23 protein-coding genes are annotated in these 21706 nt (G+C 72.7%); 5 read left to right on the plus strand and 18 right to left on the minus strand.

Annotated elements, in window-relative coordinates:
• Nucleotides 1–30: 30 nt before the first annotated feature.
• Nucleotides 31–2193 carry a TRAP transporter permease gene (locus tag B9B60_RS14530; RefSeq protein ID WP_084452498.1) on the minus strand — a complete coding sequence of 721 codons (2163 nt, stop codon included), beginning with the start codon at nucleotides 2191–2193 and terminating at the stop codon, nucleotides 31–33.
• Nucleotides 2194–2294: 101 nt separating this feature from the next.
• On the opposite strand from B9B60_RS14530, the gene B9B60_RS14535 reads away from it, so the two are divergent.
• From B9B60_RS14535 to B9B60_RS14545, 3 genes are all read left to right on the plus strand, one after another.
• Entirely contained in the window at nucleotides 2295–2954 is a 660-nt protein-coding gene (locus B9B60_RS14535; RefSeq protein ID WP_084452500.1) for a response regulator transcription factor, read from the plus strand.
• Between the two features lie 2 nt (nucleotides 2955–2956).
• Nucleotides 2957–4342 carry a HAMP domain-containing sensor histidine kinase gene (locus B9B60_RS14540; protein ID WP_084452502.1) on the plus strand — a complete coding sequence of 462 codons (1386 nt, stop codon included), beginning with the start codon at nucleotides 2957–2959 and terminating at the stop codon, nucleotides 4340–4342.
• 93 nt (nucleotides 4343–4435) lie between these two features.
• A protein-coding gene (locus B9B60_RS14545) for an IS5 family transposase (RefSeq protein ID WP_200811243.1) occupies nucleotides 4436–5333 on the plus strand; the annotation gives its coding sequence in 2 pieces (ribosomal slippage) (nucleotides 4436–4786 and nucleotides 4788–5333; 897 coding nt in all).
• A gap of 40 nt (nucleotides 5334–5373) precedes the next feature.
• Here the strand turns inward: B9B60_RS14545 and B9B60_RS14550 are convergent.
• Nucleotides 5374–5706 (minus strand): glyoxalase superfamily protein, encoded by a 333-nt coding sequence (locus B9B60_RS14550; protein WP_084452504.1) that lies wholly within the window; start codon nucleotides 5704–5706, stop codon nucleotides 5374–5376.
• 131 nt (nucleotides 5707–5837) lie between these two features.
• On the minus strand, nucleotides 5838–6797 hold the full coding sequence (locus B9B60_RS14555) for a TAXI family TRAP transporter solute-binding subunit (RefSeq protein ID WP_084452647.1): 960 nt from the start codon (nucleotides 6795–6797) through the stop codon (nucleotides 5838–5840).
• Nucleotides 6798–6840: 43 nt separating this feature from the next.
• Between B9B60_RS14555 and ligD (B9B60_RS14560) the strand changes: the two genes are divergently transcribed.
• Nucleotides 6841–7776, plus strand: a complete 936-nt coding sequence (gene ligD, locus B9B60_RS14560) for a non-homologous end-joining DNA ligase (protein WP_084452506.1) — start codon at nucleotides 6841–6843, stop codon at nucleotides 7774–7776.
• Nucleotides 7769–8656: a non-homologous end-joining DNA ligase gene (gene ligD, locus B9B60_RS14565; protein WP_084452508.1), complete on the plus strand. Its 888-nt coding sequence runs from the start codon at nucleotides 7769–7771 to the stop codon at nucleotides 8654–8656. The genes ligD (B9B60_RS14560) and ligD (B9B60_RS14565) overlap by 8 nt, the downstream gene beginning before the upstream one ends.
• On the opposite strand, the gene B9B60_RS14570 is transcribed toward ligD (B9B60_RS14565), so the two are convergent.
• From B9B60_RS14570 to B9B60_RS14635, 15 genes are all read right to left on the minus strand, one after another.
• Nucleotides 8653–9327: a GntR family transcriptional regulator gene (locus B9B60_RS14570; RefSeq protein ID WP_084452511.1), complete on the minus strand. Its 675-nt coding sequence runs from the start codon at nucleotides 9325–9327 to the stop codon at nucleotides 8653–8655. The genes ligD (B9B60_RS14565) and B9B60_RS14570 overlap by 4 nt on opposite strands.
• Before the next feature lies 1 nt (nucleotide 9328).
• Nucleotides 9329–10255, minus strand: coding sequence for a dihydrodipicolinate synthase family protein (locus tag B9B60_RS14575; protein WP_084452513.1), 927 nt, complete (start codon nucleotides 10253–10255; stop codon nucleotides 9329–9331).
• Between the two features lie 13 nt (nucleotides 10256–10268).
• Complete coding sequence (locus B9B60_RS14580) at nucleotides 10269–11057, minus strand: SDR family oxidoreductase (RefSeq protein ID WP_072625439.1); 789 nt, start codon at nucleotides 11055–11057, stop codon at nucleotides 10269–10271.
• 23 nt (nucleotides 11058–11080) lie between these two features.
• Nucleotides 11081–11869, minus strand: coding sequence for an NAD(P)-binding domain-containing protein (locus tag B9B60_RS14585; RefSeq protein WP_159451221.1), 789 nt, complete (start codon nucleotides 11867–11869; stop codon nucleotides 11081–11083).
• A gap of 125 nt (nucleotides 11870–11994) precedes the next feature.
• Nucleotides 11995–12588 carry a (2Fe-2S)-binding protein gene (locus tag B9B60_RS16975; RefSeq protein ID WP_143445601.1) on the minus strand — a complete coding sequence of 198 codons (594 nt, stop codon included), beginning with the start codon at nucleotides 12586–12588 and terminating at the stop codon, nucleotides 11995–11997.
• 32 nt (nucleotides 12589–12620) lie between these two features.
• Nucleotides 12621–12950 carry a histone-like nucleoid-structuring protein Lsr2 gene (locus B9B60_RS14590; protein WP_084452517.1) on the minus strand — a complete coding sequence of 110 codons (330 nt, stop codon included), beginning with the start codon at nucleotides 12948–12950 and terminating at the stop codon, nucleotides 12621–12623.
• Between the two features lie 44 nt (nucleotides 12951–12994).
• Complete coding sequence (locus B9B60_RS14595) at nucleotides 12995–13204, minus strand: hypothetical protein (RefSeq protein WP_084452519.1); 210 nt, start codon at nucleotides 13202–13204, stop codon at nucleotides 12995–12997.
• 1 nt (nucleotide 13205) lies between these two features.
• Entirely contained in the window at nucleotides 13206–14657 is a 1452-nt protein-coding gene (lysS, locus tag B9B60_RS14600; RefSeq protein ID WP_143445612.1) for a lysine--tRNA ligase, read from the minus strand.
• A gap of 99 nt (nucleotides 14658–14756) precedes the next feature.
• On the minus strand, nucleotides 14757–16112 hold the full coding sequence (locus tag B9B60_RS17230; RefSeq protein WP_084452522.1) for a DUF6297 family protein: 1356 nt from the start codon (nucleotides 16110–16112) through the stop codon (nucleotides 14757–14759).
• Entirely contained in the window at nucleotides 16105–16728 is a 624-nt protein-coding gene (locus tag B9B60_RS14610; protein ID WP_084452524.1) for an ABC transporter ATP-binding protein, read from the minus strand. The genes B9B60_RS17230 and B9B60_RS14610 overlap by 8 nt, the downstream gene beginning before the upstream one ends.
• 1 nt (nucleotide 16729) lies before the next feature.
• On the minus strand, nucleotides 16730–17614 hold the full coding sequence (gene nadC, locus B9B60_RS14615) for a carboxylating nicotinate-nucleotide diphosphorylase (protein ID WP_084452526.1): 885 nt from the start codon (nucleotides 17612–17614) through the stop codon (nucleotides 16730–16732).
• A complete protein-coding gene (locus tag B9B60_RS14620) occupies nucleotides 17611–19353 on the minus strand; it encodes an L-aspartate oxidase (protein ID WP_084452528.1) in 1743 nt (580 codons plus the stop codon). Before B9B60_RS14620 ends, nadC begins: the two co-directional genes overlap by 4 nt.
• A gap of 25 nt (nucleotides 19354–19378) precedes the next feature.
• Nucleotides 19379–19819, minus strand: a complete 441-nt coding sequence (gene panD / locus B9B60_RS14625; protein ID WP_072625447.1) for an aspartate 1-decarboxylase — start codon at nucleotides 19817–19819, stop codon at nucleotides 19379–19381.
• A gap of 86 nt (nucleotides 19820–19905) precedes the next feature.
• The gene (gene panC, locus B9B60_RS14630; RefSeq protein ID WP_084452530.1) at nucleotides 19906–20790 is read right to left on the minus strand and encodes a pantoate--beta-alanine ligase; all 885 of its coding nucleotides are present in this window, start codon (nucleotides 20788–20790) and stop codon (nucleotides 19906–19908) included.
• On the minus strand, nucleotides 20787–21701 hold the full coding sequence (locus B9B60_RS14635; RefSeq protein WP_084452532.1) for a Rossmann-like and DUF2520 domain-containing protein: 915 nt from the start codon (nucleotides 21699–21701) through the stop codon (nucleotides 20787–20789). The genes panC and B9B60_RS14635 overlap by 4 nt, the downstream gene beginning before the upstream one ends.
• Nucleotides 21702–21706 lie beyond the last annotated feature (5 nt).

Below are 21706 nucleotides of genomic sequence, written 5' to 3' on the forward strand. Positions count from 1 at the left end.
TGTGGCGGTGCCCGGACGGGCGAAGGGAGATCACGTTGCGGGGGTCGGGTGGGAGCCCCGGACCATCCGTCGCCGCACGAGGTGCAGCACGACGGCGACCGCGAAGACGGCATAGCCCAGGGCGATGGACGTGGGGACGAGGTAGAGCAGGAGGAAGGCCGCGGGTACGCACAGGGCGCGCTCGAGCAGGCTGGTCGGCCCGAACATCCAGCCGGTCGTCGCGACCGCGAGGGCCGCAACCGCGCTCCCGGCGACGAGGAAGGTCCACAGGATGTCGACGAGGCTGCCCTGCGACAGCAGGTGCGAGCCGCTGTCGGTGACGACGAAGGCCATCGGGGCGAGGAAGGCCGGCAGCGTGTACTTGCAGGCCTGGATCATCGTCGGGATGACCTTGCCCCCGGTGATCGCCGCCGAGGCGACCGCGGCGAGGGCGGTCGGCGGCGAGACCTCGGACAGGACGGCGTAGTAGAAGATGAACATCGCGACCGGAGCCGGCTCCACGCCGAGCGCGATCAGCGCAGGCCCGATGATCACCCAGCTGAGGATGAAGGACGCGGTGACCGGGACCGCGAGGCCCAGGATGAGGATCGCGATGGCGGAGAAGAGCGCCGACAGCACGATGAGCGAGGCGTCGTTGAAGGCGATCGCGTCGGCCGCCTGGACGAGGACGTCGGAGAGGATCTGGCCCAGTCCGGTCTTGGCGATCACCGAGGTGATGACGCCGGCCGCGGCGCAGACCGCGATGACCGGCAGCGCGGAGCGGATGCCCGAGCTCAGCGCGCCGTAGAGGCGCCTGCCGTAGTCCTTGAGCGAGTCCGACAGCTCGAGTCGCTCGAGGTCCACGTCGTGGTCGTCGAAGCCGCTCACGACCCGGCGCCGCGACAGGAGCGACTCGGCCAGGCCGAAGAGCGCAGCCACCGCCGTCGCGTAGACGACCGCCTTGAAGGGCGGGACGTCGATGGCGAGGAAGAAGACGATGACGCCGAGGCTGATGAAGTGGTAGCCGGACCGGGCGAGGAGGCGAAGGGGGTTGACGATCGCCAGCTCGACGCGGCTGGCCCCGAAGCGGCGGGCGTCGATCTCGACGGCGAAGAAGATGCCGAGGTAGTACAGCAGCGTCGGGACGATCGCCCAGATGAGCACCTCGACGTAGGAGACGCCCAGGTACTCGGCGATGATGAAGGCCGCGGCGCCCATCGTCGGCGGCGAGAGGATCGCGCCGATGCCGGCCGCAGCGAGCATGCCACCGGCGGCCTCCTTGGGGTAGCCGGCACGCTTGAGGATCGGCCAGGCGAAGGAACCGAGCGTCACCGCGGTCGCGGTGCCCGACCCGGAGACGGTGCCGAGCAGGAAGCCGGAGAGGGCGGTCGTGCGCCCCGGGGCGGAGGCGGACTTGCGGAAGAGCGAGAAGCTGAACTCGACGAAGAAGCGTCCGGCGCCCATCCGGTCGAGGACCGCGCCGTACATCGTGAAGAGCACGATGTACGTCGCCGCGACGTCGAGGGGGACGCCGAAGAATCCGGAGGCCTCGTTGAACAGGGCGTTGATGATCTGCTCGATGTTCAGGCCGAGGTGGCTGATCGACCAGCTGACCGGCAGGAACCCGCCGTAGTAGGCGTAGGCGAAGAAGACGAGGCAGACGACGGGCAGCACGAGGCCGGTCGTGCGGCGGGTGGCCTCGAGGACGAGGACCATGAGGATCATGCCGGCGACGATGTCCATCATCAGCAGCGAGCCCTGACGGTCGAGGAAGCCCTCGTAGCCGCCGAAGCCGAGGTCGCTCAGCGGGATCGGCAGGATCGGGTAGAGCCCGACGAGCATCGCCAGACCGGCGAGCACCCAGTCGAGGATCCCGGGGTTGTCCGTCGCGGCACGGCGACCGACGGTGTCGGTGCCGGGGTCGATGTCGGCGGCCCGCTCCCTTCGCCCGCGCATCCGGTAGGTGAGGAAGACGAGCGGCAGGGTCACCGCGAGGAAGATCACGAGGTAGTACTGGCTGCCCTGCTCGACGGGGTCGAAGACCTGCTTGAGCACGAAGAGCGCGACGAGGAAGCACCAGGCCCCCACCAAGAGCTCGAGGCGCGGCGAGAGGTGGCGCGAGGGCTTCTCCTCGTCGTAGTCGGCGACGATGTCGTCGACGTCGACGGGCTCGGGGGTGAGCTGCTGCTCACGGGCGACGCTGTCCGTTGGCATGCCGGGTAACGTAGGTGCGATTCAGGTCACACACAGCCGAGGCCCGGCGGACTTTACATACATCTGACCTTGGGCCCGGACCGAGCGCCGATCGAGGAGACATGCGAGTCCTGCTCGTCGAGGACGACGACCGGGTGGTGGCGGCACTCACCCCCGCCCTGCGCCGCGCGCACCTCACCGTGATCCGCGCGGGCACCGCGGCCGAGGCGGTCGAGGCCGCTCCCGGGGCCGACCTGGTCCTGCTCGACATGGGGCTGCCCGACCAGGACGGCCTGACCGTCTGCCGGCGCATCCGCGAGCGCGACGGGGTGCCGATCATCGCCGTCACCGCGCGCCGCGACGAGGCCTCCGTCGTCTCGGCACTGCGCGCCGGTGTCGACGACTACGTCACCAAGCCCTACCGGCTGGCCGAGCTCATGGCCCGCATCGACGCGGTGATGCGCCGCTCCGGTCACGGGGTGCCCGAGTCGATCGACCACGTCGCCGACGTGCGGCTCGACCTCGGCGCGCGCCGGGTGTGGGCGGGCGAGACCGAGGTGGCCCTGACGCGCAAGGAGTTCGACCTGTTGTCGACGCTCGTCGACGCCGACGGTGACGCGGTGAGCCGGGAGTCGCTCATGGAGTCGATCTGGGACACCTCCTGGGTCGGCGCCTCACGCACCCTCGACGTGCACGTGTCGGCGCTGCGCACCAAGCTCGGGCGGCCGCAGCTCATCGAGACCGTGCGGGGCATCGGCTACCGGATCAACCCCGGGGGATAGCCGTGCGTCGTCGGATACTCGTCATCGCGCTGCCGCTGCTGACGATGCTGCTGCTCGCGCTCATGGTGCCGCTGCTCGCCGCCTACGCGGCCGACCGCACGCAGGACCAGTTCGTGGGCCGTCTCGGGGACGTCGCGCGCTTCGCCGTGCTCGCCGAGGACGCGATCGAGACCGACGAGACGGCGACGCTGTCGAGCGAGCTGCGCCGCTACACCGAGGTCTACGGCGGGTCGGTGATCGTCGTCGACGCCAACCGCGAGCCGGTGCTCGTCGCGGGCGAGCGGGTCGACGGGGCTGCGGCCGAGGCGGCCGTGACCCGCGCCCTGACCGGAGCCACGACCGAGGCGCCCGACACGGCGTGGCCGTGGCGCCGCCACGACATGCTCGTCGGCTCGCCCGTCGGCCGGGACGCCCAGGTCCTCGGCGCGGTGGTCGTCGTCGCCCCGACCGACTCGGCCCGCGCCGACGTCGCCCTCCGGCTGGGGCTCATGGCGGCCGTGGCCCTCGCCACGCTCCTGCTCACGGCCTACGGCGTCATCCGGCCGCTCGTCGGCTGGGTGCTGCGCCCGGTGCACGCCCTCGACCGCACCGCGACCCGGCTGAGCTCGGGCGACATGACCGCCCGGGCCAGCGAGACCGGGCCGAGCGAGCTGCGTGACCTGGCCCGCTCCTTCAACGACATGGCCGACAGCGTCGAGGCCTCCCAGGCCCAGCAGCGCGAGCTCGTCGCCGACGCCGCGCACCAGCTCGGCAACCCCCTCACCGCGCTGCGCCTACGGGTCGAGAACCTCGCCTCCGACGGCGTCGACCACGACGACCTCGAGCCCGTGCTCGACGAGACCGACCGGCTGAGCGCCACCGTCGAGTCACTGCTCCACCTCAGCCAGGTCGGCGCGGTCCAGGCGCATCCCGAGCCGGTCGACGTCGCCGCCCTCGTGCGCCACCGCTGCCAGATGTGGGCCCCGGTCTTCGCCGACCTCGAGGTGAGCTCGCCCCCTTCGGTCATGGCCCTGGCGAGCGCCGAGGTCATCGACACGGCGATGGACGCGCTCCTGGACAATGCCGCCAAGTTCGCGCCCAGCTCCCCCGTCTCCGTCACCGTGGAGCGGGCACCCCATGACACCACCGGCGAAGGGGGCCCCGGCACCGTCCGCGTCCGCGTCGCCGACCGCGGTCCCGGCCTGCACCCCGACGACGTGGCCAAGGTCGGCGCGCGGTTCTTCCGCGGCCGCGCCCACCAGAACGTGCCGGGCACCGGTCTCGGCCTGGCCATCGTCCGCGCGCGTCTGGCCGACTGCGGTGGCGAGCTCGAGGTGGGCCCGGCCTCGTCACCCGGCGCGGACCCGACCGGCGGGCTCGCCGTGACGCTCGTCCTCCCGGCGGCGTAGGCCGGGCAGGGCCCGCCGAGAGCACGACCAGGGCCCTCGCCGACCTAGGGCGTGTCTCCCAAATCCGCAGTCTGCGTCGGCAAGGGTGATCGCATGTCGCGGTTGCAGACGCTCTCGGACGCCGAGTGGGACTTGATCGAGGACTTCATGCCGTCTTCGGACGGGCGGCGGGGTCGTCGGTTCTCGGATCACCGGTTGGTGGTCGAGGGGATCATCTACCGCTACCGGACCGGCGTTGCGTGGCGGGACCTGCCTGCGGAGTTCGGTCCGTGGCAGACGGTGTGGAAGCGGCACCGCCGCTTCGCAGGCGACGGGACCTGGGACAAGGTCCTGACGGCCTTGTTGACCAGGGCAGACACCATGGGCGTGATCGATTGGGATGTTGCGGTCGATTCGACCATCGCGCGTGCCCACCAGCACGCGACGAACACCAGGCGCCTCGCGGGGGGCTCCATCGAATTACATGATGCAGATGCCCGAGCCGGTCGATCATGCGATCGGGCGATCGCGTGGCGGTCTGTCGACGAAGGTCCATCAGCTGTGCGACGGCAAGGGACGTCCCATGGTCATCGCCGTCGGGCCGGGCCAAGGCAGCGACTCGAAGATGCTCCCGCACCTGCTCGCTGCGGTTCGGGTCCCGCGCGACGGGGTGGGGCGGCCTCGCACCACCCCTGACGCGGTGTTGGCAGACAAGGCGTACTCCTCGCGGGCTCACCGCACCCTGCTGCGCAGTCGAGGGATCACGGCTGTGATCGCTGAACCTCGGGACCAGCAGTCGAACCGGAAACGCCGTGGTTCGCGTGGTGGACGCCCGCCGCTGACCGATCCGGGCAGGTACGTCAAGCGGCACGTCATCGAGAACAGCTTCGAGCGGTTCAAGCAGTGGCGCGGCCTGGCGACCAGATACGACAAGCTCGCCTCGACCTACCGCGCCGCTGTCCTGCTGCGGGCGATCCTTCTATGGCTCCCCGCCCTCACCGAGCGGCCGTGACCACGGGCGTGGGTTCACGCTCATGCCGATGAGCGCGCACCTAGCCCGGAACAGTTGTCGCGACACGCACGCGGTTGCCATCGGGGTCACTAATTTCGCAGTCCCGCGCCCATGGCATGTCCTCGACGGCTGCGCCGAACTCGGCTGCAACTGCGTCGACATCGCTGACCCACAGATAGATCAGGCCTGGCCCCGACGCATCACCTTGGTGCTCCGAGAGGTAGATCTGGCACCCGTCCCGCTCGATCCCGACGAATCGGGGGAAGTCAGTCTCAAACTGGTGCCGGAAGCTCTCGACGAACCCCAGGCGCCGCCACCACGACAAAGCGTTGTCCGCGTCAGCTACAGGCAATATCGGTACGACGGTGGTCATGAGAGCAACGCTATCGAGCGACCCGTCTCCTGGCACTCATTTCGCCGCCCTGACGGCAAGGCGCGCAAGACCGCTCATGCCGCGAAGCGCGCGTCGTGAGCGAGACGTCGCATGGAATTGGGAGACACGCCCTAGTCGCGCTGCTCGCGGTAGTAGCGCAGCGCGCCGGGGTGCAGGGGCAGCGGCGAGGTGTAGATCGCCGTGCCGATGTTGGGTTGGCGCACTCCTCCGGCGAGCTCGTCGACGCGCGGCTGCTCCTCGAAGAGCACCCGGGTCAGGGCCTGGACGAGGTCGAGCTGAAGCGCACGGCGCACGAGCAGGTAGTTCTGCACGCTCACGGTGTCGACGGCGCGCTCCTGGCCGTAGGTCGACGCCGGGATCGACGATCGGGAGAACTCGCTGCCGTGGTCGCGCACGAGCCGTGGCACGAGGTGCCCGAGCGGCACGAGCCGGACCTCCATGCCCTGCGACAGGTGCAGCACCGCCGTGTTGGGCAGACCGCTGACGAAGAAGAAGGCGTCGAGGTCACCTGAGGCGAGCCCGTCCGCGGAGCGCTGCAGCGTCTCGGCCACCGACTCGACGTCGTCCGCGCCCAGCCCGGCCGCGCGCATGCACCGCCAGGCGATGCCCCGCGTGCCGGACCCGCTCGCGCCGAGGCTCACCCGCAGCCCGCGCAGGTCGGTCACCGCCCGCACCTGCGAGTCGGCCCGCGCGACGAGGTGGACGAAGCTGTCGTAGGCCCGCGCCAGGGCCCACAGGTCGACCGGTTCGCCCCAGGTGCCCCGCCCCCTTCGGGCGTCCGCCGCCGTGTCGGCGAGGCTGAAGCCGATGTCGCTCACCCCCTCCGACACCTCACGCACGTTGTCGACCGAGGCATTGGTCCCCCGAGTGCGCACCGTGATGCCGTCGAGCCGCTCCTGCCACACCTTCGCGAGGGCCTCGCCGTAGCGGTGGAAGACGCCGCCCGGGTTGCCGGTGGCGAGCGTCAGCTCGGTCGGCTCGAGGTCGTCGCCCGACCCTCGCCCGCACGCGCCGAGCAGCGGCACGCTCGCCGCCGCCAGGAGCGCGCGTCGCGTGGGCTGGATCGGCATGCGCGTCAGCATCCCATGCCCGTCGGTGCTGCAGGATGGACGCATGCGTCCGATGCTCGCCACCCTCGCCGAGGCCGTCCCGCCCGGCCCCGACTGGGTGCACGAGGTCAAGTGGGACGGCATGCGCGTGCTCGCCGACGTCCGCGGTGGGGGCCTGACGCTCACGAGCCGGTCGGGCCGCGACGTCACCGTCTCCTTCCCCGAGCTCGTCCCGCTCGCCGACCTCTACGACGACATGCTCCTCGACGGCGAGGTGGTCTCCCTCGTCGACGGACGGCCGAGCTTCGGCGCCCTCGCCGAGCGGATGCACGTCGGCGACGCCCGCCGCGCTGCCCGGGCCGCGGTCGCCCACCCGGTGACCTTCGTCGTCTTCGACGTCGTGCGACTGCTCGGCCAGGACCTCACCGGCCAGCGGTGGTCGGCCCGCCGAGCCCTCCTCGAGCAGCTCGAGCTCGACGGCCCGCGCGTGCAGGTCCCCCCCGTCCACGACGACGGCGAGGGGCTGCTCGCGGCCACCGCCGAGCAGGGGCTCGAGGGCATCGTGTCCAAGCGCCGCAGCTCGACCTATGCTCCCGGCCGCCGCTCCCCCGACTGGCTCAAGCTCCCCCACCGCGACGGCATCTCGGTCGTCGTCGGTGGGTGGCGTCCCGAGGTCGGCGGCTCACGTCTCGGCGCCGTGCTCGTCGGCCTGCCGGGCCCCGCGGGGTGGGAGTTCGTCGGGCGGGTCGGCTCCGGGCTCGCCGGCCGGGCCGGCGCCGGCCTGCTGGCACGGCTGCGGCCGCTCGAGGTGACGGGATCCCCCTTCGTCGGGGAGGTGCCGCGCGAGGACGCGACCGGCACGACCTGGGTGGAGCCACAGGTCGTCATCGACGTCGCGAGCCTGGGCCGCAGCTCCGGGGGCCGGCTGCGGCAGCCCTCCTTCCAGCGGGTGCGCACCGACCTGACCGCCACCGACCTGCAGGAGACGAGCGATGGCTGAGCCCCAGGGCACGGTGACCCGCGTCGAGGTCGGCGGTCGCACCCTGCGGCTGACCTCCCTCGACAAGGTCATGTACCCCGCGACCGAGACGACGAAGGGCGAGATCCTCAGCTACTACGCCCGAGCCGGTGAGACGGTGCTCGCGCACCTCGCCGGCCGCCCGGTGACCCGCGTGCGGTGGCCGCACGGGACGGGTGGGGAGAGCTTCTTCGAGAAGAACCTGCCCTCCGGCGCACCCAGCTGGCTGCCGCGGGTGCAGGTCCACGACGTCACCTACCCGCTCGTCGACGACCTCGCCCAGCTGACCTACCTCGTCAACCTCAACAGCATCGAGCTGCACGTGCCGCAGTGGCGCGTCGACGACGAGGGCACTCCGCGCAACCCCGATCGACTCGTCATCGACCTCGACCCCGGCAAGCCCGCCGGACTGCACGAGTGCGCCCGGGTTGCCCTGCTGCTGCGCGAGCGGCTCGGCGGGCTCGGGCTCGACCTGCACCCCGTGACGTCGGGGAGCAAGGGCATGCAGCTCTATGCCCGGCTCGGCGGTGACCTCACGAGCGACCAGGTGCGCGACCTGACCCAGCAGCTCGCCCAGGAGATGACCCGCAAGCACCCCGACCTCGTGCTGTGGAAGATGACCAAGACGCTGCGGCCGGGCAAGGTCTTCCTCGACTGGAGCCAGAATGTCGCGGCCAAGACGACGGTCTGCCCCTACTCGATGCGCGGGCGCGACGACCCGTGGGTCGCGGCGCCCCGCACCTGGGACGAGGTCGAGGCCGGCGCCGAGGACCCCGACGAGCTCGAGCAGCTCGACATCGAGCAGGTGCTCGACCGCCTCGACGAGCACGGTGACCTGCTCGCCCCGCTGCTCGAGCCCTAGGCCGAGCCGTCGGCCGAGCCGCCACGCGACACCGCGAAGCGCCGCGCCACGAAGCTCTCGTGCGCCAAGCCGATGTGCGCGGCCATGAGGTCCCCGGCCAGCTCGCCCTGCCCCTGCTCGATCGCCCGGGTGATGAGCCGGTGGAAGTCGACGCTGCGGGCGATGTCCTCGTCGTCGTAGTCGAAGAAGGTCCCCGGCGTCGGCGACGAGCTCGCCAGCCCCGTCGCGATGCGGTACTGCCGCGGCGACGCCGCTGCCGTGAGGACGAGCTCGTGGAAGTCACGGTTGTTGTGGTGCAGCTCGTCCCGCTGCCGCTCCCCCGGCGCCGCGGCGAGGGCCGCCATCTCGTCGACGAGCCGACCCAGCCGGCCGACCTGCTCGGCCGTGCGGTGGGTCGCCGCGCGCTGCGCCGCCCGTCGCTCGAGCAGCGTGCGCAGCTCGAAGACCTCGTCGACGTCGGCGCGGGTGAACTCCGCGACGAAGGCGCCCCGGCGCGCCCGCACCTCGACCAGCCCCTCGTCGGCCAGCCGCTGCAGGGCCGCACGCACCGGCGTGCGACTCACGCCGAGCGCCTGCGTCAGCGATTCCTCCGGCACGTGGCTGCCGGGCGCCCGCTCGCCGGAGAGGATCTGGGAGCGTAGCGTCTCGTAGACGTGGTCGCTGCGGGTCATCTCAGAGCGCCGCGCGGGCGTCGTGCCGGGCCAGCCGCTGGAGCAGGTGGTCGACCTCGGCGCGGGCCGTCGCCGACAGTCCCCGAGCCGGGGTGCGCTGCGCGTCGTGCGCGAGGATCCCGCGGCGCTGCAGCACGTGCTTGCGCACCGCCAGCCCGACCCCGGGCTGCTGCTCGTAGCGGATGAGTGGCAGGTGGGCGTCGAAGAGGTCGTGGGCCGCCTCGCGCTCTCCCGCCCGCGACATCCGCACGACGTCGACGAGCAGGTCGGGGAAGCAGTAGCCGGTCATCGCGCCGTCCGCGCCGCGCTCCATCTCGTAGTCGAGGAAGAGCCCGCCGTTGCCGGTGAGGATCGACAGCCGCGGCATCTCCCCCTTCGCCTCCAGCTCGCGCAGGGCGGTGATCTTGTCCAGCCCGGGCCAGTCCTCGTGCTTGAGCATGACGGCGCCCGGGGTGTCGCGGGCGATGCGCGCGATGACGCCCGGGGTCATCTGGACGTCGAAGGTCAGCGGGTAGTCCTGGACGACGAAGGGGACGTCCGTCCCGATGGCCTGCGCGGCCCCGGAGTAGTAGCCGACGACCTGGTCGTCGGTGCGCAGGGTGCGCGGCGGCGCGATCATCACGCCCGCGGCGCCGGCGTCCATGACGGCTGCGGTGAGCGAGCGCATCGCGGCAAAGCCGGGCGCGCTCACCCCGACGACGACCGGCACGTCGGTGCGGGCGATCACCCGTCGGGCGATGTCGAGGGCTTCGTCCTGGTCGAGCTTGGGCGCCTCGCCGAGCTGGCCGAGGACGGTCAGCCCGTCGACGCCGACCTCGCCGTAGAAGTCGACGAGCCGGTCGAGGCTGGTGACGTCGATGCTGCCGTCGGGCTCGAAGGGGGTCGGCGCGATGGCGTAGACGCCGCTGGTGCCGCGGGTGATGGTCATGAGGGGCTCCTGGTCAGATCGCGGGGACGAGGCCGCCGTCGACCCGCACGACCGAGCCGTTGACGTAGGCGGCGGGCTGGCTGGCGAGGAAGGCGACGGTCTGGCCGTACTCGTGCGGCTCGCCGTAGCGGCCGGCCGGGATGCTCGCGCGGCTGGCCGCGGCGACCTGCTCGGGCGTGCTGCCCTCGCGCTGCGCCTTGCTCTCGTCGAGGAAGGCGACGCGGTCGGTCGCGATCCGCCCGGGCACGACGACATTGGCGGTGATCCCCTCGCCGCCGACCTCACCGGCGAGGGTCTTGGACCACCCGACCAGGGTGCTGCGCAGCGCATTGGACAGGCCGAGCCCGGGGATCGGGGCGACGACGCCCGAGCTGGTCGAGGTGATGATCCGGCCCCACCTGCGCTCGCGCATGCCGGGCAGCACCCGGTCGGTGATCGCGATGACGGACAGGACCATCGAGCGGAAGTGCGACTCCCACACCTGCAGGTCGTGCCCGACGACGCCACCGGGCGGCGGGCCTCCGGTGTTGCCGACGAGGATGTCGATGCCGCCACCCGCGAGGGTCTCCGCCTCGCGGACGCGTGCGTCGACCGCGTCGACCTCGGCGAGGTCCCAGGCGAGCGCGTGCGCGGTGCCGCCCGCGGCGGTGATGTCGGCGGACGTCGCCTCGACCTTGGCGAGGGTGCGCCCCGCCGCGACGACGGTTACGCCCTCGGCGGCGAGGGCGTGGGCGATCGCGGCGCCGAGCCCGCTGCCGGCGCCGAGGACGAGCGCGGTCCGTCCGGTGATTCCGAGGTCCATGGGTGCTCCTGTCGGTGGTGGGGTCAGGTGGTGGCGACGGTCGCCGCGAACCGCGCCTCGACCGCGTCGACGAGCGCGGAGGGGCGCCCGAGCGCAGCGAGCTGCTGCCCGGCGCGGTGCACCTCGTGGCGTCGCCGCTCGGCGTGCAGCGGGTGGGTCCCGACGACCGCCTCGACGAAGGGGGTCAGCCCCCCACTGTCGATGTCGGCGAGGACGACGGGCAGCTGCTCGCGCACCCCGAGAGCCTCGGCGGCCGCCAGGCAGTCGACGCCGAGCGCCTCGATGCCCTTGGTGAGGATGCTGCGCAGCAGCTTGAGCGCCGCCGCGTCACCGGGGCCGGCCTCTGGCAGCACCTGCACGGGCGCACCGATCGCGGCGAGCTCGGCGGTGGCAGCCGCGGCGTCGGGCCCGGCGGCGAGCAGGGGGGTGGCGGCCCCACCCATGGCGATCGCGCCCATGATGACCACGTCCACATAGGTGCCGGCGCCGGCGAGGAGCGCCGCCGAGCGGCGCTTGTCGTCGGGCGAGGCGGTCGTCAGGTCGAGGACCTGCACGCCCTCCGGCAGCGACCCACACGCGTCGGCGAGGACCTCGTGCGCGATGTCGCCGGCGACGCACAGCCAGGCCGCGTCGACGTCGTGCAGCCAGGGGCCGGGGCCGGCGTGGACGCTCAGGTGGTGCTCGGCGGCCAGGTCGGCGAGCACGGCTCGTGGTGCCGGGTCGACGAGCACGAGGTCGGGCCCGCCGGCCTCGAGGAGGGCCCGGGCATAGGTCGTCCCGACCTCACCGCAGCCGACGATCGCGGTGCGCACAGCAGCCTCCAGAAATACATTCTTACGTGCACGAGCAGCGGCTAATCCGCGACGATGCTCGTCATTGGTGCAGAACAGTATCCGCGATCGTACTTCTTGGCCACGGCCGTCCGAACCGCGGCAGGTCAGCGCAGCCGCGGGCACCCGGCGCAGGGCACGCAGCCGGGCAGCGAGTAGATCAGGCAGCACGAGCGCCGGTCGGGCGGCGGGTCTCCGGCGACCTTGGCCAGAGCGATCCGCCACATGTCCTCGACCATGCCGAGGCGCTGCCGACTGCTCATCCGTGTGGGCGTCGGCAGCTCGGTCGCGATCCGACCGGCGGTCGCGACATAGCCCTCACGGGCCTGTGCGAGGCGCTCGGCGGGATCGTCGACGCGACGGTGGTCGCCGGGGCGCACCTGCACCGCGACCGGGTAGAGATAGGTCGGGTCGAGACCGATCGACCAGAGCCTGGCCTCCGCCGTCAGGACGAAGGGGGTGACCGCTGCGGCGGTCGCGATGACCGAAGCGAGCGGGTCGATCAGGTACTGCAGGACGAAGGCCCCCGGCATCCCCGGTGGGGCGGTCCCGGACTGGGTGATCGTCAGGTCGCGGTAGGTGTCGATCCAGCCCGGCGCGATCCGCAGCGCATCGGCCAGGGGAACACCGAGGTCCGGGTCACCGTCGTCGGCAACCCGGACCTCGAGGACGGCGAGATGCCGGGAGAGCTGCGCCACCACCGCGCGCAGCTCGTCGGGTGCGAGTGTCGCGCTCAGCCGTTGGCCTTGGCGTAGGCGTCGCGCACCTTCTGGCTGATGCGACCGCGGTCGGAGACGTCGTGGCCGTTGGCCCGGGCCCACTCACGGATCTTGGCCAGCTCGTTGCTGCTGGAGCGCGAGGAGGAGCCCGACGAGGTCGAGCGGCGACCGGCGACGCGACGGCCGGCGCCGACATAGCCGGCGAGGGCGTCACGCAGGGCCTGGGCGTTGGAGTCGTTGAGGTCGATCTCGTAGGTCACGCCGTCGAGACCGAAGGTGACCGTCTCGGTGGCGTCACCGCCGTCGATGTCATCTTCGAGGATGACCTGAACGCGCTGTGCCATGGATGCCTCCATTCGTGAGAAATAACTGTCATTTCCCACAATAGTCATTCATGGGACGAAGAATCCATTTCGGAGGAGGAATTCGTCGATGCTCCGTCATTCTTCTGGTGCTCCGCCTTCCAGTCGGCGAGCGCCTTTCGTTCACGCCGATCTGCTTCCATCATGTAGCGAATGATCCAGTAGAAGAGGAATGCGACGCCGACGGTGGGCAACAATGCGGCCGCATAGGGCCAGTACTCGGTGATGAATTCCATGTCAGGCCTCGGGCTTGAGGTGCGGGAAGAGAATGGTCTCGCGGATGCCGACACCGGTGAAGAACATGACCATCCGGTCGATACCGATGCCGATACCGCCCATCGGCGGGGCGCCGTACTCGAGCGCCCGCAGGAAGTCCTCGTCGAGCTGCATGGCCTCGGGGTCGCCGGCCGCCGCGGCGAGCGACTGCTGGGTGAGCACCTCGCGCTGGACAACCGGGTCGACGAGCTCGGTGAAGCCGGTCGCCCGCTCGACGCCGGCGATGATGAGGTCCCAGGCGTCGATGAGGCGCGGGTCCTCGTCCTTGCGCCGGGCCAGAGGCTGGGCCTCGGCCGGGTAGTCGCACACGAAGGTGGGCTGGAGGATCGTCGGCTCGACGAGCTCCTCGAAGAGCTCCATGACGACCTTGCCCTGGGGCAGAGCGGGGTCGATCTCGAGGTCGCGCTCGGCCGCGAGCGCGAGCAGCTCCTCGACCGGGGTGTCCGGCGTGATCTCCCGACCGAGGGCCTCGGACAGCCCCGGGTAGACCGACAGCCACCGCCACTCGCCGTCGAGGTCGACCGTGCCCTGCGGGGTCTCGACGGTGCGCGAGCCGATGGCATCGGCGACCGCGAGGTAGATGCGGCGGGTCAGCTCGGCCATGGTGCGCTGGTCGCCATAGGCCTCATAGGCCTCGAGCATCGTGAACTCGGGACTGTGCGTGGAGTCGACGCCCTCGTTACGGAAGATGCGGCCCATCTCGTAGACCTTGTCGATGCCACCGACGACCGCCTTCTTGAGATTGAGCTCGAGGGCGATCCGCAGTGACATGTCCTGCGAAAAGGCATTCATGTGGGTGCCGAAGGGGCGTGCCGCGGCACCGCCGTGGACCAGCTGCAGCACCGGGGTCTCGACCTCGATGAAGCCCTCGCCGTCGAGCGTGGAGCGCACCGCACGCAGCGCGGCGGCCTTGGTCCGCACCATGTCGCGCGCCTCTTGGCGCACGACGAGGTCGGCATAGCGCTGACGCACCCGGCTCTCCTCGGAGAGCTCCTTGTGCAGGACGGGCAGGGGCCGCAGCGCCTTGGACGCCAGCTCCCAGCTCGTCGCCATGACCGACAGCTCGCCGCGACGGGAACGGATGACCCGGCCCGTGACGGTGACGTGGTCACCGAGGTCGACGTCGGACTTCCACGCCGCGAGCGACTCCTCGCCGACCTCGGCGAGCGAGAGCATGACCTGCAGCCGGGTGCCGATGCCCTCCTGGAGCGCGGCGAAGGCGAGCTTGCCGGTGTTGCGAACGAACATCACCCGGCCGGCGACGGTGACGACGTCCTGCGTCTCCTCGCCGGTCTCGAGGTGCTGCCAGGTCTCGTTGACCGCGGCCAGGGTGTGGGTGCGGGCGACGCCGGCGGGGTAGGCCTGCTTGCCGTCGGCGAGGATGCGGTCGCGCTTGTCGCGCCGGATGCGCATCTGCTCCGGCAGCTCGTCGTCGGCAGGGGTCTCGATGGGGTCGTCGCTCACGGGGCACCACGATATCCGCGCTCCCCTCCCCTCCCCGAATCCCGCCCGTCAGTCCCTCGACCGCAGCAACTGCCAGCCGAGCAGGCCCGCTGCCGCGGCGAGGGCGAGCGGCCCGACCCCCTGGGCGTGCGCGGCGAGGACGAGCAGCCCGACGGCCAGCGCCAGATCCGTACCGTGGACGACCGAGCGCACGAGCCCGGTGGACAGCGGCCCCGCCGGGGTGGCGAGCACCAGCCCGAGCTCGGCCGGCGGCGGCTCGGCGGCGCGGACCGCGGCGGCGGTCGCCCCGAGCCCCACCGCGAGCGGCGCCCACCACGGCAGGCCGAGCGGCAGCAGGGCCACGGCGGCACCCACCCCCGCCACGACGAAGGGGGGCACCGCCAGTGCCGCAGCCACGGCCGCGGGGTGGGCCGGGACGGCCCGCCGCAGCCCCGGAGTCGACACCCAGGCCATCAGGCCCCCGCCGCCGACCCGGGCGAGGACGAGCCCGACGACCGAGGTGACGAGCATCCCCGCGAGATGACCGAGGAGCAGGCCGACGACGAGGGCGACGCCGCACCCGAGAAGGGCACCGAGCACCCGCGACCAGCGACGCCGCAGCGCGCGGACCTCGACGACGAGCCATCCGGTGACCGCTCCCCCGGTGCCCGGCCTGCTGGGGTGGCGCCCGCGACGCCCCATCCGGCGTCGGGAGGAGAGCACCTCGAGGGCGGTGGGGTCGAGCATGAGCGTCGAGGCACCGACCGCACCGGTGACCTCGCCCGCCCGCAGCAGCTCGGCGTCCGGCACGGCCCGAGCGGCCCGCCCCGGCAGCACCGCGCCGCCCTGGCGCCACAGCGCCAGCGCGGTGAGGAGCACGGCCACCACGGCACCCGCGAGCGCGCACGCAGCGATCGGTGCCACCGGGGCGGACTCCCGCCCCAGCCCGACGACGAGGGCAAAGCCGGCGAGCACTCCCCAGGCCGCGGCGGCGACGACGGCGACGAAGCCCACCCGAAGGATCCCTCCGCGCAGCAGCACGCCCCGGTCGGCGGGCGTCGACAGCAGCCAGGTCGCCTGCCCCCGATCGGCCCAGGCGGGTCCGGCCGCCCGCAGACCGAGCATCGCGGCGATGCTGCCCAGCAGGGCCATCCCGCTCGCGAGCCACAGGTGGTGCGCGCCGGTCAGGCAGGTCGCGGTGGCGCAGTCGGGACGCAGGATCGACGGTCCGGTGGCGGCGAAGAGCATGACGAGCAGGGTCGCCGTGACGAAGAGCCCGACGTACCAGTCCTGCAGGACCTGCCCCCAGCCCGCGGCATGCACGCCTCCGCGTGCCGCGCGCAGCGCCTCCCGGGCGCCGGCGCGGTCCTCCGCCGGCGCCGCGCCCTTCGCCGCCCACTGGTCAGCGGCCGCCCGCTCAGGCATCGCCCTCGATCTGCACGACCCGGGCCCCGCTGCGCGCCACGACGTCGGGGTCGTGCGAGGCCACGAGGACCGCCCGGCCGGTCGCCGCGTGGGCTCCGAGCCAGTCCCCCAGCCACGCGCGTCCGGCGTCGTCGAGCCGCTGCTCGGGCTCGTCGGCGACGAGCAGCGCCCAGGGCCGCACCATCGCCGAGGCCAGCGCGAAGCGCTGCGCCTGCCCGGAGGACAGGGTCGTCGGCAGCTGGTCGGCGACGTGCTCGATGCGGGCCTCATCGAGGGCGCCGGCGACGACCTCGGCCACGCCCTCGACCCCGTGGGCGCGGGCCAGCAGGTCGAGGTGCTCGGCGACGGTGAGGTCGGGCAGCAGGCCGAGATCCCCGAGGACCGTGCACAGCGCCCGTCTGGTCTGCGGCACTCGCGTGTCCAGCCGGGCCTCGCCGAGGTGCACCTCGCCCGCGTCGGGCGTCTCGCGGCCGACCAGGCACCGCAGCACCGTCGACTTGCCGACGCCGTTGGGCCCGACGAGGGAGACGACCTCACCGGCGGCGACGTCGAGGTCGAGGTCCTCGACGACGACGCGGCCGCCGTAGGCCTTGGTCAGTCCCCGGACGCTCAGCACGTCAGACGAGGTCCAGCGCGAGGTCGACGATCGGCGAGGAGTGGGTCAGCCCGCCGACGCTCATCCAGTCGATGCCGGTGGCGCCGTAGTCGGCGGCGACCTCGAGCGTCAGCCCCCCGGTCGCCTCGATCTCGACGCTCTCGCCGCGCTCCGCGCCCCAGGCCCGCGCGGCGGCCACCGTCTCGCGGAGCAGGTCGACGGACATGTTGTCGCACATGAGGAAGCGCGACCCGGCCTCGAGCGCCTCGATCGCCTCGGCCGTCGTGGTCACCTCGACCTCGACGGTCACGTCGGGGAAGCGCTCCCGGATCGCGGCATAGGCCGCCCCCACTCCCCCGGCCGCGATCTTGTGGTTGTCCTTGACCATCGCGACGTCGAAGAGCCCCATGCGCTTGTTGGTCCCTCCGCCGCAGCGGACCGCGTACTTCTCCAGCGCGCGCAGACCCGGCGTCGTCTTGCGGGTGTCGAGCACGGTGCAACCGGTGCCCGCGAGCGCATCGGACCACCGCCGCGTGTGGGTCGCCACCCCCGACAGGCGCGACAGGATGTTGAGCACGGTCCGCTCGGCCATGAGCACCTGCCGCAGCGGCCCCCGCAGCTCGGCCACGACGTCGCCACGCTCCAGCGCCGTCCCGTCGGCGATCCGCACGTCGAGCGAAGGGGGAACCCCTCCCGTCCGCGCAGCCACCTCGTCGAGGGCGAGGGCGATGACCGGCCCACCGGCGAGGACGCCGGGAGCGCGGGCGACGACCTGGCCGATGCCCACCTGGTCGGCCGGGATCGTCGCGGTGCTCGTCACGTCGAGCGACTGCGGCCCGAGGTCCTCGTCCAGGGCGAGGGCGACGACGCGTCGCGCGTCCGGCTCGGGGAAGTGCTCGGTGCTCACTGCTCGGCCTCCTGCGGCTCGTCGGTCTCGTCCTCGTCGTCCGCGGGCCACGCCAGGTCGACGTCGAGCTTGATGACGGCGAGCTCGCCGTCATCGGGGTCGCGCACGTGGAGCAGGTGCGCGGCCCAGGTCTGGTCGTCGTGGTGCGGGTGGTCGCGGCGCACGTGCCCACCGCGGGTCTCCTCGCGCAGGTGGGCGGCAGTCGCCAGCGCCTGGCCCAGGTGGAGCAGGTTGGTCGTCTCCCAGGTCTGCGGCCCGGGCTCGGCGTCGGTCGTCGATCGGGCCGCCAGGTCCGCGAGCTCGGCCAGCGCACCGGCCGTCGAGTCAGCCGAGCGCAGCGGGCCGACCCCGCGGGTCATCACCTGCTGCACCTCGCGGCGGTGCGCGGCATCGAGGAGGGCGGTCCCCCCTTCGGTCGTCGGCTCCTGGAGCGGCAGCTCGCCGGCTGCCAGCCGGGCGGTGAGGTCCTCGGCGATGCGGTGGGCGAAGACCAGGCCCTCGAGCAGCGAGTTGCTCGCGAGCCGGTTGGCGCCGTGCACACCGGTGCACGAGGTCTCGCCGCACGCGTAGAGACCGGGCAGGTTGGCGCGGCCGCGCAGGTCGGCGCGCACCCCACCGGAGGCGTAGTGCTGGGCGGGGGCCACGGGGATCGGCTCGGTCGCCGGGTCGATGCCCAGCTCACGGCAGCGCGCGACGATCGTCGGGAAGCGCTGCTCGAGGAAGTCGCCACCGAGGTGCCGCGCGTCGAGGAAGACGTGGTCGGTGCCGGTGGCCTCCATGCGCTCGAGGATCGCCCGGGCGACGACGTCTCGCGGGGCGAGGTCGGCCATCGGGTGCAGGCCGGCCATGAAGGCCTCGCCCGCCGCGTCGACGAGCCGGGCACCCTCGCCGCGGACGGCCTCCGAGACGAGCGGCTGCTGACCGGTCGCGCCCTCGCCGAGGTGCATGACCGTCGGGTGGAACTGCACGAACTCGAGATCGGCGAGGGCCGCCCCGGCACGCAGCGCGGCCGCCATGCCGTCACCGGTGGCGACCGAGGGGTTGGTCGTCGCGGAGTAGATCTGGCCGAGGCCGCCGGTCGCCAGGACGACCGCCCGGGCACGGGCCGCACCGACGCCGTCGATCTCGCCCTCGCCGATCACGTGCACGGTGGCACCGCACACGCTGCCGTCCGCCGAGGTGAGCAGGTCGACGACGAGCGCGTGCTCGATGACCTCGATGCCGGGGTCGGCCCGCACGGCCTCGAGCTGGGCGATGAGCGCCCGGGAGATCTCGGCGCCGGTGGCGTCACCGCCGGCGTGGGCGATCCGATCGCGGTGGTGCCCCCCTTCGCGGGTCAGGGTGATCTCGCCGGTGGCGTCGCGGTCGAACTGCGCCCCGAGACCGATGAGCTCGTGCACCCGGGCCGGACCCTCGGTGACGAGCACCTCGACGGCGTCCTCGTCGCACAGACCGACCCCGGCGACGAGGGTGTCGTCGAGGTGCTCGGCCGGGGAGTCCTCCGGCGCCAGGGCGGCGGCGATCCCGCCCTGGGCCCACGCGGTCGACCCCTCCGACAGCCGGGTCTTGGTGACGAGCAGGACGCGGTCGACCTGCTCGCGCAGGCGCAGGGCACAGGTGAGGCCGGCGATGCCGGAGCCGACGACGAGGACGTCCGCCTCGCTCGTCCACCCCGGCGCGGGCGAGCCGAGGTACCGCGGCAGGGTGACCGCCGCCGGCTCGGGCCCAGGTGCCTGCATTGCCCCGGGGGAATGCAGAGTCGGGTCAGGCACCGAGGGCGCCGTCCGGGCCACGGTGGGTCACCGCGGAGGTCTTCAGGCCGAAGCCCTCGGGCACGTCACCGGCGTCGTGGTACTGCTCGACGATCTTGTTGTCGCCGTCGACGAAGACGACGTTGGGCTCGAAGGTGCGCGCCTCCTCGTCGTCCATCGCGGCGTAGGCGATGATGATGACGAGGTCGCCGGGCGAGACGAGCCGGGCGGCCGCGCCGTTGATGCACACGATGCCGCTGCCGCGCTCGCCCTCGATCGCATAGGTCGTCAGGCGGTTGCCGTTGTCGATGTCGACGACGTCGACCTGCTGGCCGGGCAGCATGCCGGCGGCGTCCATGAGGTCCATGTCGATGGTCAGCGACCCGACGTAGTGCAGGTCGGCCTGGGTGACCGTGGCCCGGTGGATCTTGCTGTGGAGCATGAAGCGCTGCACGCGAGTGTCCTTATGTCGTGAGGCGAGGTGAGCGCCCACCAGTCTCGCAGAATCCGCCTCGTGCCCATGGCGCGGTGCGCGCAGGCTCACTCGGCGAAGGTCTCGCGCGCACCTCCCCCGGGCGCCAGGAGCACCGGGATGTTGTCGATGAGCCGGGTCGTGCCGACCCGGGCCGCGACGGCGAGCAGGGCCTCGCCCTGGTACCACTCAGGCACGTCCTCGAGCGTCGTCGGGTGGACGAGCACGAGGTAGTCGACGAGCGCGAGCGGCTCCTCGATGAGCACCTCGCGGGCGGCCCGCCGGATCGCCGAGGGGCCCTCGACGGCGCGGGCGGCGCCGGCACGCAGGGCGCGGGAGAGCGCGAGCGCGGTCTCCCGGTCGCTGGGCGAGAGATAGGTGTTGCGGCTGCTCATCGCCAGACCGTCCTCCTCGCGGACGGTCGGCACGGCGACGACGCTGCCGGGGAAGTCGATGTCGCGGACCATCCGCTTGATGAGCAGCAGCTGCTGGGCGTCCTTCTGCCCGTAATAGAAGAGGTCACCGCGGGTGAGGTGCATGAGCTTGGCGACGACCGTGAGCATCCCGTCGAAGTGCCCCGGGCGCGACTGCCCCTCGAGGACGTCGCCGAGCGGCCCGGCCGAGATGCGCACTCCCGGGTCACCGTCGGGGTAGATGACATCGGGTGTCGGCGCGAAGACGAGGTCGACGCCCTCGCGGGTGCAGATCTCCAGGTCGGAGTCGAAGGTGCGCGGGTAGCGCGAGAGGTCCTCCTTGGGACCGAACTGCAGCGGGTTGAGGAAGATCGTGACGACGACGTGCCGCGCCCGCTCGCGGGCGGTGCGGATGAGTCGCGCGTGCCCCTCGTGGAGGGCACCCATGGTCATGACGACGGCGACGTCGCCGTCGGTGAGGGCGGCCCGGGCCGGTGCGAGCTCGTCGCGGGTGCGGGCGACGACGGGGGCGGTGGTCATCGGGTCTCCTCGTCGAGGGTGGTCAGGATCGTGGCGGCGTCGTCCCCGCGGAGTCGGCCGCTGCGCTGCGCACGAAGGGCGGTGGCCCGGGCCTGCGCGCGGTAGGCGGTGGCGACGTCCTCCGGCAGATCGGCGAGCTCCGCGAGGTGCGCGGCCACGGTACCGGCATCACCGCGGGCGACCGGTCCGGTGAGGGCGGCGTCACCCGACGACAGGGCGTTGTCGAGGCTCGCCTGCAGGAGCGGGCGCAGCACGCGGTCCGCGGGGTCGATCCCGGCCGAGCGCAGCACCTCCATGGCCTGGGCGACGAGGGTGACGAGATGGTTGCTGCCGTGCGCGAGAGCGGCGTGGTAGCGGCCGCGGGCCTCCTCGGGCACCCACACCGGCTCGCCACCCATCTCGACGACGAGCGCCTCGGCGACCGGCCGCAGCGCCTCCGGCGTCGTGATGCCGAAGCAGCACTCGGCCAGCCGCGCCAGGTCGAGGCTGGTCCCGGTGAAGGTCATCGCGGGATGGATCGCCATCGGCAGCAGCGCGTCGGCGACCGGCGCGAAGGGAGCCAGACCGTGCCGGCCCGAGGTGTGGGCCACGAGCTGCCCCGGCACCCAGGTCCCGGTCGAGTGCAGGCCGGCGACGAGGTCGGTCAGGGCGTCGTCGGGGACGGCGAGCAGCACGAGCTGCGCGGACTGCACCACCTCGGGGACGGGCCGCACGGGCACGCCCGGCAGCAGGGCCTCGGCCCGCTCCCGGGAGTCGTCGGAGACCGCCGAGATCGCGACGACCTCGTGGCCGGCGGCGCGCAGCGCAGCCCCGAGCACGGCGCCGACGCGACCGGCTCCGACGACGCCGACCCGCAGGGTCGGCCGGGCAGGGGCTGGCGGTCGTCCGCCGCTCGGGTCTGGCTCGCTCACGGCCC

Source organism: Janibacter indicus, from assembly GCF_900176385.1.
GTDB classification, from domain to species: domain Bacteria; phylum Actinomycetota; class Actinomycetes; order Actinomycetales; family Dermatophilaceae; genus Janibacter; species Janibacter indicus.

Coding starts and splice junctions, on each gene's coding strand:
- B9B60_RS14530 (WP_084452498.1), bottom strand. CDS start 2,193: ATGCCAACGGACAGCGTCGCCCGTGAGCAGCAGCTCACCCCCGAGCCC.
- B9B60_RS14535 (WP_084452500.1), top strand. CDS start 2,295: ATGCGAGTCCTGCTCGTCGAGGACGACGACCGGGTGGTGGCGGCACTC.
- B9B60_RS14550 (WP_084452504.1), bottom strand. CDS start 5,706: ATGACCACCGTCGTACCGATATTGCCTGTAGCTGACGCGGACAACGCT.
- B9B60_RS14555 (WP_084452647.1), bottom strand. CDS start 6,797: ATGCCGATCCAGCCCACGCGACGCGCGCTCCTGGCGGCGGCGAGCGTG.
- ligD (WP_084452506.1), top strand. CDS start 6,841: ATGCGTCCGATGCTCGCCACCCTCGCCGAGGCCGTCCCGCCCGGCCCC.
- ligD (WP_084452508.1), top strand. CDS start 7,769: ATGGCTGAGCCCCAGGGCACGGTGACCCGCGTCGAGGTCGGCGGTCGC.
- B9B60_RS14570 (WP_084452511.1), bottom strand. CDS start 9,327: ATGACCCGCAGCGACCACGTCTACGAGACGCTACGCTCCCAGATCCTC.
- B9B60_RS14575 (WP_084452513.1), bottom strand. CDS start 10,255: ATGACCATCACCCGCGGCACCAGCGGCGTCTACGCCATCGCGCCGACC.
- B9B60_RS14580 (WP_072625439.1), bottom strand. CDS start 11,057: ATGGACCTCGGAATCACCGGACGGACCGCGCTCGTCCTCGGCGCCGGC.
- B9B60_RS14590 (WP_084452517.1), bottom strand. CDS start 12,950: ATGGCACAGCGCGTTCAGGTCATCCTCGAAGATGACATCGACGGCGGT.
- B9B60_RS14595 (WP_084452519.1), bottom strand. CDS start 13,204: ATGGAATTCATCACCGAGTACTGGCCCTATGCGGCCGCATTGTTGCCC.
- lysS (WP_143445612.1), bottom strand. CDS start 14,657: ATGCGCATCCGGCGCGACAAGCGCGACCGCATCCTCGCCGACGGCAAG.
- B9B60_RS17230 (WP_084452522.1), bottom strand. CDS start 16,112: ATGCCTGAGCGGGCGGCCGCTGACCAGTGGGCGGCGAAGGGCGCGGCG.
- B9B60_RS14620 (WP_084452528.1), bottom strand. CDS start 19,353: ATGCAGGCACCTGGGCCCGAGCCGGCGGCGGTCACCCTGCCGCGGTAC.
- panC (WP_084452530.1), bottom strand. CDS start 20,790: ATGACCACCGCCCCCGTCGTCGCCCGCACCCGCGACGAGCTCGCACCG.